15 protein-coding genes and 1 pseudogene are annotated in these 16,148 nt (G+C 70.5%); 5 read left to right on the forward strand and 11 right to left on the reverse strand.

The features are described 5' to 3' along the window. Window positions 1-6: 6 nt before the first annotated feature. The 3 genes from purL to pepN form a co-directional block, all read right to left on the reverse strand. The gene (gene purL / locus FOJ82_RS03965; RefSeq protein WP_143937116.1) at window positions 7-2,265 is read right to left on the reverse strand and encodes a phosphoribosylformylglycinamidine synthase subunit PurL; all 2,259 of its coding nucleotides are present in this window, start codon (window positions 2,263-2,265) and stop codon (window positions 7-9) included. 195 nt (window positions 2,266-2,460) lie between these two features. Beyond that, window positions 2,461-3,270 (reverse strand): DUF1206 domain-containing protein, encoded by an 810-nt coding sequence (locus tag FOJ82_RS03970; RefSeq protein WP_143937117.1) that lies wholly within the window; start codon window positions 3,268-3,270, stop codon window positions 2,461-2,463. Window positions 3,271-3,305: 35 nt separating this feature from the next. After that, window positions 3,306-5,786: an aminopeptidase N gene (pepN, locus tag FOJ82_RS03975; protein ID WP_221933009.1), complete on the reverse strand. Its 2,481-nt coding sequence runs from the start codon at window positions 5,784-5,786 to the stop codon at window positions 3,306-3,308. An 89-nt stretch (window positions 5,787-5,875) separates the two neighbouring features. Between pepN and FOJ82_RS03980 the strand changes: the two genes are divergently transcribed. Further along, window positions 5,876-6,622, forward strand: coding sequence for a glutamine amidotransferase (locus tag FOJ82_RS03980; RefSeq protein ID WP_143937119.1), 747 nt, complete (start codon window positions 5,876-5,878; stop codon window positions 6,620-6,622). A gap of 3 nt (window positions 6,623-6,625) precedes the next feature. Here the strand turns inward: FOJ82_RS03980 and purQ are convergent, their stop codons facing one another. The 4 genes from purQ to trxA form a co-directional block, all read right to left on the reverse strand. Further along, complete coding sequence (purQ, locus tag FOJ82_RS03985) at window positions 6,626-7,300, reverse strand: phosphoribosylformylglycinamidine synthase subunit PurQ (RefSeq protein WP_143937120.1); 675 nt, start codon at window positions 7,298-7,300, stop codon at window positions 6,626-6,628. Further along, window positions 7,300-7,539 carry a phosphoribosylformylglycinamidine synthase subunit PurS gene (gene purS / locus FOJ82_RS03990; RefSeq protein WP_143937121.1) on the reverse strand — a complete coding sequence of 80 codons (240 nt, stop codon included), beginning with the start codon at window positions 7,537-7,539 and terminating at the stop codon, window positions 7,300-7,302. The genes purQ and purS overlap by 1 nt, the downstream gene beginning before the upstream one ends. Before the next feature lie 369 nt (window positions 7,540-7,908). Next, window positions 7,909-9,630 (reverse strand): FAD-dependent oxidoreductase, encoded by a 1,722-nt coding sequence (locus FOJ82_RS03995; RefSeq protein ID WP_143937122.1) that lies wholly within the window; start codon window positions 9,628-9,630, stop codon window positions 7,909-7,911. Then, window positions 9,627-10,004: a thioredoxin gene (gene trxA, locus FOJ82_RS04000; RefSeq protein WP_143937123.1), complete on the reverse strand. Its 378-nt coding sequence runs from the start codon at window positions 10,002-10,004 to the stop codon at window positions 9,627-9,629. Before trxA ends, FOJ82_RS03995 begins: the two co-directional genes overlap by 4 nt. Window positions 10,005-10,091: 87 nt before the next feature. On the opposite strand from trxA, the gene FOJ82_RS04005 reads away from it, so the two are divergent. Continuing rightward, window positions 10,092-10,367: a metal-sensitive transcriptional regulator gene (locus FOJ82_RS04005; RefSeq protein WP_143937124.1), complete on the forward strand. Its 276-nt coding sequence runs from the start codon at window positions 10,092-10,094 to the stop codon at window positions 10,365-10,367. A gap of 7 nt (window positions 10,368-10,374) precedes the next feature. Here FOJ82_RS04005 and FOJ82_RS04010 read toward each other — a convergent pair. The 3 genes and pseudogenes from FOJ82_RS04010 to FOJ82_RS04020 all read right to left on the reverse strand — a co-directional run. Beyond that, a pseudogene (locus tag FOJ82_RS04010) lies at window positions 10,375-11,235 on the reverse strand (phosphoribosylaminoimidazolesuccinocarboxamide synthase); the annotation flags it as partial. Next, window positions 11,235-12,665 carry an adenylosuccinate lyase gene (gene purB / locus FOJ82_RS04015; protein WP_143937126.1) on the reverse strand — a complete coding sequence of 477 codons (1,431 nt, stop codon included), beginning with the start codon at window positions 12,663-12,665 and terminating at the stop codon, window positions 11,235-11,237. The gene purB and the pseudogene FOJ82_RS04010, both read right to left, overlap by 1 nt. A gap of 10 nt (window positions 12,666-12,675) precedes the next feature. Further along, the gene (locus FOJ82_RS04020; RefSeq protein ID WP_143937127.1) at window positions 12,676-13,071 is read right to left on the reverse strand and encodes a YchJ family protein; all 396 of its coding nucleotides are present in this window, start codon (window positions 13,069-13,071) and stop codon (window positions 12,676-12,678) included. Window positions 13,072-13,138: 67 nt separating this feature from the next. Between FOJ82_RS04020 and FOJ82_RS04025 the strand changes: the two genes are divergently transcribed. Continuing rightward, entirely contained in the window at window positions 13,139-13,636 is a 498-nt protein-coding gene (locus FOJ82_RS04025) for a TspO/MBR family protein (protein WP_143937128.1), read from the forward strand. Between the two features lie 4 nt (window positions 13,637-13,640). Here the strand turns inward: FOJ82_RS04025 and purD are convergent, their stop codons facing one another. Then, the gene (gene purD, locus FOJ82_RS04030) at window positions 13,641-14,867 is read right to left on the reverse strand and encodes a phosphoribosylamine--glycine ligase (RefSeq protein ID WP_143937129.1); all 1,227 of its coding nucleotides are present in this window, start codon (window positions 14,865-14,867) and stop codon (window positions 13,641-13,643) included. Window positions 14,868-14,955: 88 nt separating this feature from the next. Between purD and FOJ82_RS04035 the strand changes: the two genes are divergently transcribed. Continuing rightward, on the forward strand, window positions 14,956-15,534 hold the full coding sequence (locus tag FOJ82_RS04035; protein ID WP_143937130.1) for a maltokinase N-terminal cap-like domain-containing protein: 579 nt from the start codon (window positions 14,956-14,958) through the stop codon (window positions 15,532-15,534). 85 nt (window positions 15,535-15,619) lie between these two features. Next, window positions 15,620-16,147 (forward strand): hypothetical protein, encoded by a 528-nt coding sequence (locus FOJ82_RS04040; RefSeq protein WP_143937131.1) that lies wholly within the window; start codon window positions 15,620-15,622, stop codon window positions 16,145-16,147. Window position 16,148: the final 1 nt, after the last annotated feature.

Raw genomic sequence — 16,148 nt, forward strand, 5'->3', positions numbered from 1 at the left:
GGGGCCTCAGGCCCTGAGGGCGTCCCGGATCGGGGCGCTCCAGGCGTCGCGGACCTCCGCGAGCCCGATCTCGAACCGGCCGACGAACTCGGCCGTCTCCCCGCCGGTGACCTCGCCGAGGCGGGTGACAGGCACGCCGTGCTCCGCGCAGAGCTCCTCGAAACGGGGCAGCGAGCCGCCCGGCAGCGAGACGACGGCGCGGGCGCCGGACTCGGAGAACAGGGCCACCGTCGGGTCCCCCTCGGGAAGGGTGACGGCGAAGCCGAGGCCGTCGCGCAGCGCGGACTCCAGGAGCGCGACGGCAAGGCCGCCCTCCGACAGGTCGTGCGCGGAGCTCACGAGACCCTCCCGCGCGGCGCTCGCCATGACGCGGGCGAGGGCACGCTCGGCGTCGAGGACCACCTGCGGCGGGACGCCACCGAGATGGCCGTCGTGGACGGCGTCGGCCCAGATTGAGCCGGACAGTTCCTCGCGGGTGGTCCCCAGCAGCAGGATGCCGTCGCCGGCGTGGGTGAAGCCGGAGCGGATGCGCGTGGCCACGTCGTCGATCACACCCATCACGCCGATGGTGGGTGTGGGGAGGATCGGGGTGCTGGCCGTCTGGTTGTAGAGGCTGACGTTGCCGCCGGTGACGGGAACCGCCAGTTCCTTGCAGGCGTCGACGAGTCCTGAGATGGCCTCGACGAAGGTCCACATCACCTCGGGGTCCTCCGGCGAGCCGAAGTTCAGGCAGTCGGTGACGGCCACGGGCTCCGCGCCCGTGACGGCGACGTTGCGGTACGCCTCGGCGAGCGACTGCTGCGCCCCGACGTAGGGGTTGAGGTAGGTGAAACGGGAGTTGGCGTCGAGGGACAGGGCGATGCCGAGTCCGGTCTCCTCGTCGATGCGCAGCATGCCGGAGTTCTCCGGCTGCGCGAGGACGGAGTTGCCACGGACGTAGCGGTCGTACTGGTCGGTGACCCAGGACTTGTCGGAGACGTTGGGGTGTGCCATGACCTGCAGCAGCGCTGCGCGCACGCCCTCGGCGGAGTTGTCCCGGTGGAGGTCCTCCGCACGATCGGCGGCCGCCGCGTCGAGGTAGGCCGGACGCTCGTAGGGACGGTTGTAGACGGGGCCCTCGTGCGCGACCGTCTTCGGGTCGACGTCGACGATGACCTGGTCGTCCCAGGTGATGACCAACCGGTCGCCGTCGGTGACCTCGCCGACGACCGTGGCCAGCACGTCCCACTTGCGGCAGATCTCCATGAAGCGCTCGACGTTGGCCGGCTCCACCACCGCCATCATGCGCTCCTGCGACTCGCTCATCAGGATCTCCTCCGGCTTGAGGGAGGGATCGCGCAGCGGCACGAGGTTCAGGTCCACCTTCATGCCACCGTCGCCGGCCGAAGCCAGCTCGGAGGTGGCACACGAGATGCCTGCGGCACCGAAGTCCTGGATGCCGTTGATGATGCCTGCACTGAAGAGCTCGAGGGTGCACTCGATCAGGAGCTTCTCCATGAACGGGTCGCCCACCTGGACGCTCGGGCGCTTGGCCGGGCCGGTCTCGTCGAAGGTCTCGGAGGCGAGGATGGAGGCGCCACCGATGCCGTCGCCGCCGGTGGCCGCGCCGAACAGGATGACCTGGTTGCCGACGCCCGAGGCGTGGGCGAGGTGAAGGTCCTCGTGGCGCAGCACGCCGACGCACAGGGCGTTGACGAGCGGGTTGCCGAGGTAGGAGTCGTGGAACTGGACCTCGCCGCCGATGTTGGGCAGTCCCAAGCAGTTGCCGTAGCCGCCGACGCCGGCGACCACGCCGGGCAGGACGCGCAGGGTGTCGTCCTCGTGGAGGGGGCCGAAGCGCAGGGAGTCCATCACGCCGATCGGGCGGGCGCCCATGGCGAGGATGTCGCGCACGATGCCGCCCACCCCCGTGGCCGCACCCTGGTAGGGCTCGACGTAGGAGGGGTGGTTGTGGCTCTCGGCCTTGAAGGTGACGGCATAGCCGTTGCCGACGTCGACGACTCCGGCGTTCTCGCCGATGCCTGCGAGCAGCGGTCCGCGCGGAGTCTCCTGGCTGAGCTCGCCGAAGCGCTTGAGGTGCACCTTCGAGGACTTGTAGGAGCAGTGCTCGGACCACATCACCGAGTACATCGCCAGCTCCGCGCTGGTGGGTCGGCGGCCGAGGATCTCGCGGATGCGCGCGTACTCCTCGTCCTTCACGCCGAGCGCCGCGTACGGCTGCTCGAGGTCCGGGGTGTCCATCGCGTTCGAAACAGTGTCTGCCACGAGCGACAATCTACCCTCCCTGCGCCGGGACCGCCCACACGCGCGCTCCGGCGTCCACCGCCGGAGGGAGGCTCGGCTGGGAACCGGCGGGGCAGTCGTCGACAGCGGGAGGCCGGGGCGGTGGTGACAGGGGCTCGCGACACGCCACGGCGCCCGTCGAGCAGTGCAGCCTCACTCGCGTGTGGCGAGCGCTGGTCACACCTTCGCGCGCTGCGACCAGAAGAAGCAGTACACGCCGTAGCCGGCGAAGCCGAAGGCGGCCGCTCCCAGCAGCCAGGGGCCGAACGGCGCCGCCCTCAGCGTCTGGAGGGCGGCGTCGAGGCCGCCGGCGGACTCCGGATCGTAGGTGATGGCCGCCCACACGAACAGGGCGCCGATCCCGGCGTAGGCGAGACCCTTGGTGAAGTGACCCACCCGGGCCGCCCACTTCCCCGCCGTGCCGAGACTGCCCGAGAGGTTCTCCTGCCACTTGTCCGTGAACGCCTTGGAGGCGAGATAGACGCCGAGGGCCACGACCACGAGGCCGGCGATCGCCACCAGGACCTGTCCGAAGGGCAGCGCCATCACGGCGCCACCGGCCGCCTCGGCTGCGTCACCCTCGGAGCGACCGCCCAGCGCGATGTTGGCGGCGCTCAGACCCAGCGCCAGGTAGATGACCGCCTTGCCCGCCGACGAGACGCGCTTGCGCGACCGCTGGGCGCCGTCGTACTCGCGGTGCCCCAGCAGGGCGGCCACCAGTTGCCAGATGACCAGCGCGAAGAACCCGACGGCCACGGCCCACAGGAGCACCGGGCCCATCGGGGTGTTGGCCAGTGCACGCAGGGCCCCGGTCTGCGAGGCCTCCTCGTCCGAGCCGCCGGTGGCGAGCCGCACGGTGAGGAACGCGATCAGCAGGTGCACGACGCCGTAGGCGATCAGCCCCACGCGCACGAGGGTGCGGTAAGCGCGCGAGTTCTCAACCTTGCGGGCCGCGCGCTTCGCGTCCGCCACGTCCGGGGTCTCCATCGGGCCACCCTAACCAGTTGCAGACCGGCGCGGGCTCAGTTGACCGTGGCGGCCTGCACCTGCTGGGCGATCCGGAGCTCCGCGTCGGACTCCACCACGAGCCGCCTCAGGGCGCCCGGGGCCTCTGGGTTGGCCTCCAGCCAGGCACTCGACCTCGGCAGGTGGTCGACGTCGCGTGGGAAGCCCCGCACCACGAGCCGGCGGGCGATCTCGATCGGGTGCTCCGCCCAGACGTCGAGCAGGCCCTCGAAGTAGGGTTCTGCGAACTGGTCGGTCAGCTCCGGCGCGCCGGGCGCGAACACGCCGGAGAGCAGCGCGTCCACGGCATCGTTCGACTCCCCGCCGACGACGTGGGCGCGTCGCCACGCCTCCTGCCTGAGCGCGGGGTCTGGGCGGGAATGGAAGGCCTGCAGGTGAGCAGTCTCACCGGCAGCGGTGCGGTCGGCCTCGAGCGCCGCCGCGAGGTCCTCGTCGCTGGCGCGGCCGTGCACCGCGCGGGCCTGCCATGCGAGCCAGCGCAGGTCGGCAGAGACCTCGAGTCCCACGAGCGAGCCGTCGAGCAGCCAGTCGAGGTCGGTGTCCACCAGCGTCGCGGCGCGTAGCAGTGCCCTCACCCACAGCAACTGCTCCGCGCTGCCCGGGGCCGCGCGGCGGGTGGCTTCGGCACAGGCGTCGCGCCAGTGCGTGGCGGCCTCCCGGCGGCGGTCGGCCGGGACGTAGCGCGCGACGGCGTCGACGGCATGGCCCAGCATCGCCGACAGGGTCCCGGGCCGGTCCTCGCCGGGGCCGTGCGCGACGACGGCGGCGACGTAGTCGGTCACCGGCAACGTTGCCGCGCGCACCTCGGACCACAGGGCGGACCACACCACCGCCCGGGTGAGTGGCTCCAGCTCGCCCACATGTCCGAGCAGCACCCCTCGCGTGGCGTCGTCGAAGGCGATCCGGGCGAAGGTCTGGTCCGTGTCATTCGGGATGATCGCAGCCGCCCCGTCCACCGGGGGCAGGCTGGTGCGGGCCCCGGTCACGACGACAGGGTGCCGCTGGCGCAGGACGAGGGCGTCGTCGACCAGGTCGTAGACACCCACCGTGGTGGCGTGGGGCCGGTCGGCGTCATGGCCCTCGCGGAGCAGGACGCCGTCGCCGACGCGCAGCGTGTCGTGGCCGCTGGTGCGCAACCACGCGTCGGACCAGGCCGCCAGGTCCTTGCCGGAGACCTCGGACAGCGCCGCGAGGAAGTCGGCCAGCGAGGCGGCGGCGTGGGCGTGGCGCGCGAAGTAGGTGCGGCAGCCGGCGAAGAAGTCCTCGAGGCCGACGTAGTGCACGAGTTGGGTGAGGGCGGAGGCGCCCTTGGAGTAGGTGATGCGGTCGAAGTTGTTCTTCGCGGCTTCGAGGTCCGGGATGTCCGCCACCACGGGGTGCGTCGTGGGTAGCGAGTCCGCGATGTAGGCCGAGGCCTTGCGCACCCCCGTGAAGTTGAGCCACGCGTCCTCGAAGCCTGCTGCCTCCAGGGACAGGTGCGCGCCCATGAACTCGGCGAACGACTCCTTGAGCCACAGGTCGCTCCACCACCGCGGCGTCACCAGGTCCCCGAACCACATGTGGCTCATCTCGTGGAGGACGGTGTTGGAGCGCCCCTGGTACTGCGCGGGCGTGGCCTGGGAGCGGAACAGGTACTGCTCGGTGAAGGTGACCAGGCCGGGGTTCTCCATGGCGCCGAGGTTGTACTCGGGCACGAACACCTGGTCGTACTTGCCCCACGTGTACTCGCCGAAGGCGGTGTGCAGGTACTCCAGGCCGCCGCGGGTGATGCGGAACAGTTCGTCGGCGTCCAGGTGCTGCGAGAGGGACTCGCGACACAGCAGCGCCAGTGGTACCTCGACGCCACCGTCGGGCGAGGTCCACGAGGACTCGACGCGGTGGTAGGGACCGGCGCAGATGCAGGTGATGTAGCTGGACAGGGGCGGGGTCTCCGCGAAGTCGACGCAGACCATCGCCTCCCCCGCGCCGGTGCGCGCCACCTCCGGCTGGTTGGACAGCAGCTGCCAACCGTCCGGTCCGATCACGCTGAACGAGTAGCGAGCCTTCATGTCCGGCTGCTCGAAGCAGGGCATCACGCGCCGGGCGTCGGCGGGCTCGTACTGCGTGTAGAGGTAGACCAGAGAGTCGGCCGGGTCCTGGAAGCGGTGCAGTCCCTCGCCGGTGCGCGAGTACAGGGAGGCGCCCTCCACCACCACCTCGCACTCCTGCCCCACCGGCAGGTCGCGGACGCGGACGCGGGCGCCGTCGAACTCGATGGGCCGCACCTGTCCGTCGACGAGTACTGCGGTGACGGAGTCACCGAGATAGTCGATCCAGGTCTCGGGCTGCGACGACGTGAGCCGGATGGCGGAGCGGACGGGGTACGTGGGCTGGCGGAGGTCCTGGCAGTCGCGCAGGTCGACGGTGACCTGCTGGGTGGACAGGGTCACGGCCTCGGCTCGGGCGGCGGTCTCTTCACGGGTGAGGTTGGCGGACATGGCCTCCATCCAACCATGGGTTCGATGCGGCTAGAGTGGCCACGAGAGTCACATCTGCGCCTCGAAGGCGCGTTCACAAGGGAGAATCAATGGCGAGGGTCCTGCTGGCGGGAGAGTCGTGGGTAAGCGCAGTCATCGATCACAAGGGATATGACGCCTTCCCCCACACCCAGGTCCACATCGGATGCGCGGAGCTGCTGCGCGTGCTCGGCGAAGCGGGGCACGACGTCACGCACCTGCGCTCGCACGACGTCGCCGCCGATTTCCCCCTCACGCTGGAGGAACTGGACGCCTACGACGTTGTGATCCTGTCCGACGTCGGCGCCAACACGCTGCTGCTGCCGCCGCAGGTCTTCGAGGAGGGGCGTCGCGCGCCGAACCGTGCGAAGCTGCTGCGGGAGTGGGTGCAGCGCGGCGGTGGGCTGATGATGGCCGGCGGCTACCTCAGCTTCCAGGGCTTCCAGGCCAAGGCCAACTACCACGGCACCGCCATCGAGGAGGTGCTTCCCGTGGAGATCCTCCCCTACGACGACAGGGTCGAGTCGCCCGAGGGCGTCGAGGGTGAACTCACCGGCGTCGAGCACCCGGTGGCCGAGGGCCTTGACCAGCAGTGGCCCGCGCTGCTCGGCTACCAGAAGCTGACGGCACGCCCAGACGCGACGGTGCTGGCCACCGTGGAGGCGCACCCGCTGCTGGTGGTCCGCACGGTGGGCGAGGGCAGGACGCTGGCGTTCGCCTCCGACATCTCGCCCCACTGGGCACCGCAGGAGTTCATGGCGTGGCCCGGCTACGCCCGGCTGTTCGACAACTCGGTGCGCTGGCTGGCCGGCAGCTGAGCCTCAGGCGCGGACGGCCAGGAAGTCCAGCACGGAGCTGAAGAACTTCCGGCCGTCCAGCGAGGGGCTCGTCAACTCCTCGACGTTGTGCTCTGGGTGGGGCATGAGGCCGACGACGTTGCCGCGGGCGTTGGTGATGCCGGCGATGTCGTTGGCCGAGCCGTTGGGGTTGTCGAGGTAGCGGAAAACCACCTGGTCGTTGCCCTCCAGTCGCTTCAGCGTCTCCGGGTCGGCCTGGTAGTTGCCCTCGCCGTTCTTCAGGACGATGGTGATCTCCTCGCCCTTGGTGAACGACTTGGTCCACACGGTGTCGATGGTCTCGACGCGCAGGCGCTGGTCGCGGCAGATGAAGTGCTGGTCGACGTTGCGGATCATGGCGCCGTCGAGGAGGTGGGCCTCGCACAGCAGCTGGAAGCCGTTGCAGATGCCCAGCACCGGCATGCCCCTGTTGGCCGCGTCGATGACGGTGTCCATGATGGGGCTGAACCGGGCGATGGCGCCGCAACGCAGGTAGTCGCCGTAGGAGAACCCGCCCGGCAGAATGATGGCGTCGACGCCGTCGACGGAGTCGGACCCGTGCCACAGCGGCACGGCCTCGGCGCCGCAGAGTTCCACGGCGCGCAGTGCGTCGTGGTCGTCGAGGGATCCGGGGAAGGTCACCACCCCGATGCGGGGCATCAGTCGGTCACCACTTCGAAGGACTCGATGACGGTGTTGGCGAGGAGCCGCTCGGCGGCCTCCTCGATCTCGGCCAGCTTCTCGGGGGTCACGTCACCGTCGACCTCGATCTCGAAGCGCTTGCCCTGACGGACGCTGAGGCCGTTGAACCCGAGGCGGCCGAGGGCGCCGGTAACAGCCTTGCCCTGCGGGTCCAGGATCTCCGGCTTGGGCATCACGTTGACGATCACACGACTCATGCGAGCCACAATACTGGACCGCGCCGCTGCCGCGCCCACTGCGCGTCCGCCCCGGATGGCACACCACAACCCGGAATGGAATCCCATCCCGGGTTGTGCGTGCTCAGTGCGGAAGAAGCTCGGTGAGGGCTCGGCCGCTCAGCCGAAGAGCTTGGACCAGAATCCCCTGCCGTCGCCTGGCTCGGGCGCGTGTCCGGGGCAACGATCGGCCTTCGGGACTCGGGCGAATACCTGGTCGACGTGCTGGCCGCATCCGGCCCAGGTGGTCTTCCCGCAGGTCCTGCACTTGACTGCACTGCACATGTTGTTTCTCCTTGGTTCGTCTACTGCTTGTTGGTTCTTGGTTCTTGGTGGTTGCGTCGAACGGCTTCAGTCGCCGACGGTCACCCTCTGGGAGGGTTCGATGGGGGTGGTGTGGAGACTGGGGCTGCCGGTCTCCAACAGGTCGTCCAGCCCCGGCCCCAGGGCGGCGCGCAGCGTCAGCATGCCGCCGGACAGGTTGGCCGAGTCGAAGCCGGCCTGGGCGAGTTGGCGGTGTGCCAGGTAGGAGCGCACACCAGATGCACACATGACACGCACGGGGCGGCCGGCCGCAGCGCGTCGGACCTCCTCCATCCGGTCCCGGAGCTCGACGTGCGGGATGTTCAGCGCGCCCGGCAGGTGTCCGTCGGCCACCTCTTCCCTGCTGCGGACGTCGAGCAGCAGCGCGCCGTCGGTGACCACGTCGAGGTCCGGTGCGTGCCACAGCCGCAGCGTCCCGTCCAGGACGTTGGTGGCCATCATCCCGGCCATGTTCACCGGATCCTTGGCGGAGCCGTAGGGCGGCGAGTAGGCCAGGTCGAGGTCCACCAGGTCCGCCACCTTCAGGCCGGCCCTGATCGCAACGGCGAACACGTCGATCCGCTTGTCCACGCCGTCACGGCCCACGGCCTGGGCCCCCAGGACCTTGCCGTCGGTGCCGAAGTGGAGGACCAGGTGGATCTGCGAGGCCCCCGGGAAGTAGCCCGCGTGGTTGAGCGGATGCAGGTGGACGGTGTGGTACTCGATCCCCGACTCGGCAAGTGCCCGACGATTGGCGCCGGTGAGCGCGGCCGTGAGTTCTCCGACGCGGACGATCGCGGTGCCGAGGGCCGTGGGAACGGTGTGGCCCACGCGCCCCATGACTGCATCGGCCACGATCCGCCCGGCACGGTTGGCCGGTCCGGCCAGCGCGATCGGCCGACGGGTTCCGGTGACGCCGTCGACTGAGCGGGTGGCGTCGCCGACGGCCCAGATGTGCGGGACGCTGGTCCGTCCGAGCTCGTCGACCTCGATGGCACCGGCGACGGATCCGACTCCGGCGGCCTCCCACACCGAGACGTCGGGGCGGACGCCCACGGAGAGCACGATGACGTCCGCGTCCAGACGGGTGCCGTCGGACAGGACCACGGTGTCGTGGTCCGGGCCGTGCTCCACCTCGGTCGCGGACCGACCGTCCAGGACGTCGATGCCCAGACGGACGAGTTCCTCACGCACGAGCCTCGCCATCTCCGGCTCCAGCGGGGGCAGGACGTGGGGCGCCAGCTCGACGACGCTGGTCTCGAGACCACGCATGCGCAGCGCCTCGGCGGCCTCGAGCCCGATGAACCCGGCGCCGAGCACGACGGCGCGGGCACCGGCCTGCGCCCTGGCCTTCAGCGCCACCGCGTCGGAGACGGTGCGCAGCGTCAGGACCCGGGTGGAGTCCAGCCCGGGGATGGGTGGGCGCAGCGCCGAGGCCCCGGGGGACACGATCAGCTCGTCGTAGCCGAGCTCGTGGGCGCCCTCGGGATCGACGACGGTGAGGGTGCGGCTGACGGGGTCGCAGGCGACCACGTCGGAGTTGATCCGCACGTCCAGTCCGAGCGACTCCCTGAGCTTCTCCGGGGTCTGGACCAGGAGCGCCTCGGCGTCGGTGATCTCGTCACCGACGAAGTAGGGCAGGCCACAGTTGGCGAAGGACACCTCGGGGCCTCGCTCCAGGACGATGATCTCGGAGTCCTCCGAGACCCGACGCGCCCTCGCCGCGGCACTCATGCCACCGGCCACTCCCCCGACGACGACGAGCCTCACCGGGAGGCCTCCGCGGCCTGGTTCTGTGCCTCCATCTCGCGCCGCACGTCGTCCATGTCGACCGCGCGGAGTCCCTCGATCAGTTGCTCGAGCGCCTGCGGCGGCAGGGCGCCGGCCTGCGAGTGGAGCAGGATCCCGTCGCGGAACGCCATCAGGGTGGGGATGCTCATGATCCCGAGCGCCGCGGAAAGCTCGCGGTTCGCCTCGGTGTCGACCTTGGCGAAGACGATGTCTGGGTGCTTCTCCGAGGCCTCCTCGAACACGGGCGCGAACCCGCGGCAGGGACCGCACCAGGCGGCCCAGAAGTCAACGAGGACGATCGGTTCGGAGATGGTCGCCTCGAAGTTGTCGGCTTGCAGTTCGGTAGTTGCCATGGTCCCAGAATACCCCCGGGGGTATACTGGAGCAAATCGCGACGATACCTATGGGGGTATGCTGGGCGTGACAAGGGAGGTTGCTGAATGCAGATCAAGGACTCTGAAGCGCTCGAGGCTCAGCGGAAGGTGCTGAACCGTCTGAAGCGCGCTCGCGGTCAGCTGAACGCGGTGATCGACAGGGTCGAGGAGGGCGCCCCGTGCCGGGACGTCGTCACCCAACTGGCGGCCGTGTCGTCGGCGCTGGACAAGGCAGGTTTCCAGATCATCGCGACTGCCATGCGCGAGTGCCTGGTCGATGACTCCCCCGACGCGGATGTGACGCCGGCGGAGTTGGAGAAGCTGTTCCTGTCCCTCAGCTGAAGCTGGTGCCGGTCAGGCGGGAGTACGCCTCGAGGTAGCGGTCCCGCGTCGCCGCGACGACGTGCTCGGGCAGCGGCGGTGGTGGCGTGTCCGAGGCCCGGTCCCAGCCGGACTCCTTTGCCAGCCAGTCCCGCACGTACTGCTTGTCGAAGCTCGGCAGCGAGACGCCGGGCTCCCACGCCTGGGCGTCCCAGAACCGTGACGAGTCCGGCGTCAGCACCTCGTCGGCGAGCACGATCGTGTCGTCCGGGCGCAGCCCGAACTCGAACTTCGTGTCGGCAAGGATGATGCCCCGCTCGGCCGCGATCGTCGCGGCCCGGGAGTAGATCTCGAGCGTCAGGTCCCGCAGCCGCGTGGCGAGTTCCTCGCCGTGGATGCGGGCGATGGTGGCGAAGTCGACGTTCTGGTCGTGCTCGCCCACCCGGGCCTTGATGGCCGGGGTGAAGATCGGCTCCGGGAGCTTGTCCCCGTCCCGCAGGCCAGCGGGCAGTTCCACGCCGCAGACCGTCCGCGACTCCTGGTACTCCAGCCAGCCGCTGCCGGTGAGGTAGCCGCGAGCCACGCACTCGACCTCCACCATGTCCAGGAGTTCGACGACGGTGGCGCGGCCGCGCACGGCCGCCGGCACGTCGGTGGACACGACGTGGTTGGGCACGAGGTCTGCGAGCTGCCCGAACCACCACAGCGACAGCTGGGTCAGCACCGCACCCTTGTCCGGGATGCGGGTGGACAGCACGTGGTCGAACGCGGAGATGTTGTCGGTGGCCACCATCAGCACCCGGGGCAGGCCGTCGTGGGTCACGTCGTAGAGCTCGCGCACCTTGCCTGCATGGCGCAGCGGCAGGCCCAGGGACTCGAACTGCGCCATTACAGCACCGCCCCGGGGACGTAGGCGGCCTCGTCGGGGTTCGCGGTGACGATCTCGTCGATCCGGGCGACGATCCGCGCCACCTGGTCCTGCGCAGTGCCGGCCAACTCCAGCGGGCTGCCCACCAGGGAGCCCAACTCCTCGCGGCTGAGGCCGAGTCTGTCGTCGGCGGCGAGCCGGTCGAGCAGGTCGTTGGCGGCGAGGCCCTCGCGCAGGTCGAGGGCGACGGCCACCGCGTGCTCCTTGATGGCCTCGTGGGCCACCTCGCGACCCACTCCGGTGCGCACCGCTGCCATCAGCACCTTGGTGGTGGTCAGGAACGGCAGGTAACGCTGCAGCTCCGCCTCGATCACAGCTGGGAAGGCACCGAAGTCCTGCAGGACGGTGAGGAAGGTCTCGAACAGCCCGTCGAGCGCGAAGAACGCGTCGGGCAGCGCCACCCTGCGCACCACCGAGCAGGAGACGTCGCCCTCGTTCCACTGGTCACCGGCGAGCTCGCCCACCATCGCGACGTAGCCGCGCACGATGACCGACAGCCCGTTGACCCGCTCGCAGGAGCGGGTGTTCATCTTGTGGGGCATGGCCGAGGAGCCGACCTGGCCCTCCTTGAAGCCCTCCGTGACGAGCTCGAGGCCCGCCATCAGGCGGATGGTGGTGGCGAGGTTCGAGGGTCCCGCAGCCGTCTGCGCCAGGGCGGTGACGACGTCGTAGTCCAGCGAGCGGGGGTAGACCTGTCCGGTGGAGGTCAGGACGGCCCCGAACCCGAGGGCATCGGCGACGCGCCCCTCCAGCTGGGCGAGCTTGGCTGCGTCCCCGCCGAGCAGGTCCAGCATGTCCTGGGCGGTCCCGACCGGGCCCTTGATGCCGCGCGCGGGGTAGCGGCTGATGAGTTCCTCGATGCGGCGCAGCGCCACGAGCAGCTCGTCGGCCACGGTGGCGAACCGCTTGCCGAGGGTGGTGATCTGGGCGGCGACGTTGTGGGAGCGGCCGGTGAGGGGCTGGTCCGCGTACTGGGCGGCGAGGCGCGCGAGCTGCGAGAGGGACGCGATCACCCGGGTGCGGATGATCCACAGCGAGGCCAGCACCTGGTACTGCTCGATGTTCTCCGTGAGGTCGCGCGAGGTCATGCCCTTGTGCACGTGCTCGTGGCCGGCCAGCGCGTTGAACTCCTCGATCCGGGCCTTCACGTCGTGCCGGGTGACGCGCTCCCGCTCGGCCATGGACTGGAGGTCCACGTCGTTGACAACCCCCTCGTAGGCGGCGATCACCTCGTCGGGGTCGGCGCCTCCGAAGTCGACGCCGAGGTCGCGCTGGGCGCGCAGCACCTCGAGCCACAGCTTCCGCTCGGCGACCACCTTGGCCTCTGGGGCCCAGACGGCGCGCATCGGCGCGGAGGCATAACGGTTGGCGAGGACGTTCGGCAGGCTCATGGGCAACAGCTTATTGCGTCGGCGGGAGTGCCTCCGTGTACAGCCACCTGCCGGCCCGGTACTCGAACCCGGAGCGCTCGTGCATGGTCTTGGTCCGCCAGTTGTCGCGGTAGGTGGCGACGAACTCGACGACGCCCGTCACGTCGCCCGGCTGGCCGTCCACGACGTCGGCGACCTCCAGCTTGAGCCACTGGTTACCGCTGGGCAGCACCCGCTGCGGGCGGGTGCGGGGGTGCCAGGTCCGCCACAGGTGGTCGAGGTCACCGATCACGTTGGCCGTGAAGCGCGACCGCATGACGGCCTCCGCGGTCCAGGCCTTCGCGCTCTGGGTGATGATCGGCTCGCAGCAGGTCCCATAGGTCTCGCCCCCGCAGGGGCAGGGGGCTGCACTGTCAGGAGTGGGCATGCGGGAATGATGGCACACCTGACCCGGAAGTCGTGTTTGACTGGGGCCACACAGAAGGAGGTCGGACATGCCCCGAAAGAAGAACCACAGCCTCAGTTCGTTCCTGGGCGCAACGGCCGCGGTGGTCACCACGGCGGTCGCCGGTTCCGTGGCCACGGATCCCAAGACGGCCTGGTACAAGTCCCTGGACAAGCCGCGCTGGCAGCCACCGCCGGCCGTGTTCCCGGTGGCCTGGACGGCGCTCTACACGAGCATCGCCCTGGTCTCGGGCAAGGTCCTCGCCGACACGAAGGCCGAAGGGGACGACGAGCGGCACCGCGACTACAAGGCCGCGCTGGTGCTGAACCTGATCCTGAACGCAGGCTGGAGCTTCGCGTTCTTCAAGGCCAAGAAGCTGGGGCTGGCCTCGATCGTCGCCGGTGCGCTGGCCGCGAGCTCCGCCGACCTCTCCAAGCGGGCCGGGCAGCAGGACCCCAAGCTGGGCCTTGCGCTGAAGCCCTACTCCGCGTGGACGTCGTTCGCCACGGCGCTGTCCACCGACATCTGGCGACGCAACCGCGACTGACGGGTCAGTGCGGGATGCCGATGTCGGTGCGGTGGAAGCCGTCGGCGAAACCGACCAGGCCCAGCTGGGCGTAGGCGCGTTCCCGGGCCTCCTCGAGGTCCACTCCCCTGCCCACGGTGCCCAGCACCCGACCGCCGGAGGCCACCAGCCTGTCGCCGTCCAGCGTCGTGCCTGCCTGCAGCACCCAGGCGTCCTGCCCGTCGGCCGGCAGCTCGATGTGGCCGCCGCTGCGCGGTGTGCCGGGGTAGCCCTCCGCGGCCGAGACGACGACGACCGCCGCGCCGTCGCGCCACTTCAGTTCCCCGACGGAGTCGAGCTCACCCCGGGCGGCCGCACGCAGCACCCCACCGAGCGGGGTTTCCAGCAGCGCCAGCACGGCCTGGGTCTCCGGGTCACCGAACCGGACGTTGAACTCGACCACCCGCAGCCCCTTCGAGGTGAGCGCGAGACCGGCGTAGAGCAGCCCGACGAACGGCGTGCCGCGACGCCTCATCTCTGCCAGCGTCGGGTCGACGACGGCCGTCATGATCTCCTCCACCAGGCCCCGGGGGGCCCAGGGCAGCGGTGCGTAGGCACCCATGCCGCCCGTGTTCGGCCCGGCGTCGCCGTCACCGACGCGCTTGAAGTCCTGGGCGGGCAGCAGCGGCAGCGCGCGCTCACCGTCGCAGATGGCGAACAGGGAGACCTCGGGGCCGTCCAGGAAGTCCTCGATGACCACCCGGCCGCAAGCTGCGGCGTGGGCGAGGGCCGCAGCGCGGTCGTCGGTGACCACCACTCCCTTGCCGGCCGCGAGGCCGTCGTTCTTGACCACGTGGGTCGCCCCGAACTCGTCCAGTGCGGCCGCTGCCTGCTCGGGGGTCTCGCACAGCCTCGAGGCTGCCGTCGGGACCCCGGCCGCGGCCATCACCTCCTTGGCGAACGCCTTCGACCCCTCGAGCACGGCGGCCTGCGCCGACGGGCCGAAGCAGTCGATCCCCGCGGCGACCAGCGCGTCGGCGACTCCCGCCACGAGGGGCGCCTCGGGACCGACCACCACGAGGTCGACGCCGAGGGCCCGGGCGAGGGTGACCACTGCGTCGGGGTCAGCGGGGTTGATCGCGTGCAGCGTGCCGATGGCTGCGAGGCCGGGGTTGCCGGGGGCGACGTGGAGTTCGCTGACTTCCGGGTCACCGGCGAGGGCGCGGCCCAGGGCGTGTTCCCGGCCACCGTTTCCGAGGAGGAGGATCTTCACGCGGCCCACCCTATAGGCACCACGCCGGCACGACCGTCGCCATCTGGTTCACTGGGACACCACGCAGCCACGACGAGGGAGGCCCCCAATGACCCGCCGCGCAGAGATCCACAGCGGAGCTACGCTGACCCCCACGAAACGGGAGCTGGTGGTCGACTGGCTGGCCCGGCAGGACTGGTTCACCGGTGACCCGGCCGTCATCGAGCAGGTGGCCGCCTTCCGGTTCGTCGACCCCGAGGGTGAGGTGGGTATCGAGACCCTCCTGTTCAACGCCGACGGCTTCGTCTTCCAGATCCCGCAGACGTACCGCGCCGAGCCGCTCGACGACGACGTGGAGGGCCTCATCGGCGTGCTCGAGCACAGCGAGCTCGGCACCCGCTACGTCTACGACGCCATGACCGACCCCGTCTACCTGGCCGAGCTCGAGCGCGTGATCCGCGAGGGCGACACCGCCGTCGAGACCGTCTCGCTGCGCGACGGCAGCGTGAAGCCGGCAGGCATGGAGATCCGCGGCACGGGCGTCGCCGAGGGCGTGGCGACGGTGGGCGAACTGGAGGTGGTTGGGCTCCTCACGGACGAGCGCTACGAGGACGCACCGGGCCGCCTGCTGGGTCGTCTCGTCGACGACGCCGGCACCCGCGAGGTGGTGCTGGCCGTCCTCCGCTGACGTCGTCCGTCGGCAACTCGCGCGGCGCCTGCTTTGACACCGGCCGCCCACGACGTAGCGTGGGATGGTCGGGAAGGGGTGGGAGATGGTGCTCTCCAGACGCTTCGCGGTTCTCGGAGCGGCTTTGTTGCTGTGCCCGAACGTGGGAGCGGCCTTCGCCGACCCCACGCCGTCGCCGGTCCCCCCTGAGTCCTCGATGACCATCGAGTGCCCCGCGCCCGAGGACGTGGCGGCCGCGCTCGGACGGCAGGTGACCAGCAACATGGTGGCAGCCCGCGAGTGCCGGTACAGCGCGAGCGGCGCCGGCCCGGTCCTGTTCAGGTTCGAGTCCTTGACCCTGGCGGAGCTGCGGAGCGCCGCGGAGTCGGCCGGGACCACGCCCACGGAGGTCGACGACCTGACCCCGGGAGCCTTCGCCACCAGCGTCGGGAACAACTGGGTGGTCCGATTCCAGCTCGGCACCGAGGCCGCCACGCTGGTGGTGCCGACGGCGCTGCAGAGCGGCGCGGTCTCCCTCGCCGAGCAGTTCCTGGCCGCTGGTCCGAACCCCGTCCCGTCCACCTCCCCGCGCGATGAGAGGGAGCGGCCCGGGATGCCGGGCACGGGCAACTGAC

The organism is Tessaracoccus rhinocerotis (assembly GCF_007197885.1).
Taxonomy (GTDB): Bacteria; Actinomycetota; Actinomycetes; order Propionibacteriales; family Propionibacteriaceae; genus Arachnia; species Arachnia rhinocerotis.

Excerpts from the sequence above, each read along its gene's own strand:
- trxA (WP_143937123.1), bottom strand. The coding sequence starts at position 10,004 with ATGGCAACTACCGAACTGCAAGCCGACAACTTCGAGGCGACCATCTCC.
- FOJ82_RS04025 (WP_143937128.1), top strand. The coding sequence starts at position 13,139 with ATGCCCCGAAAGAAGAACCACAGCCTCAGTTCGTTCCTGGGCGCAACG.
- purS (WP_143937121.1), bottom strand. The coding sequence starts at position 7,539 with ATGAGTCGTGTGATCGTCAACGTGATGCCCAAGCCGGAGATCCTGGAC.
- pepN (WP_221933009.1), bottom strand. The coding sequence starts at position 5,786 with ATGTCCGCCAACCTCACCCGTGAAGAGACCGCCGCCCGAGCCGAGGCC.
- FOJ82_RS04035 (WP_143937130.1), top strand. The coding sequence starts at position 14,956 with ATGACCCGCCGCGCAGAGATCCACAGCGGAGCTACGCTGACCCCCACG.
- FOJ82_RS04005 (WP_143937124.1), top strand. The coding sequence starts at position 10,092 with ATGCAGATCAAGGACTCTGAAGCGCTCGAGGCTCAGCGGAAGGTGCTG.
- FOJ82_RS04040 (WP_143937131.1), top strand. The coding sequence starts at position 15,620 with ATGGTGCTCTCCAGACGCTTCGCGGTTCTCGGAGCGGCTTTGTTGCTG.
- FOJ82_RS03970 (WP_143937117.1), bottom strand. The coding sequence starts at position 3,270 with ATGGAGACCCCGGACGTGGCGGACGCGAAGCGCGCGGCCCGCAAGGTT.
- FOJ82_RS04020 (WP_143937127.1), bottom strand. The coding sequence starts at position 13,071 with ATGCCCACTCCTGACAGTGCAGCCCCCTGCCCCTGCGGGGGCGAGACC.
- purB (WP_143937126.1), bottom strand. The coding sequence starts at position 12,665 with ATGAGCCTGCCGAACGTCCTCGCCAACCGTTATGCCTCCGCGCCGATG.
- FOJ82_RS03980 (WP_143937119.1), top strand. The coding sequence starts at position 5,876 with ATGGCGAGGGTCCTGCTGGCGGGAGAGTCGTGGGTAAGCGCAGTCATC.
- purQ (WP_143937120.1), bottom strand. The coding sequence starts at position 7,300 with ATGCCCCGCATCGGGGTGGTGACCTTCCCCGGATCCCTCGACGACCAC.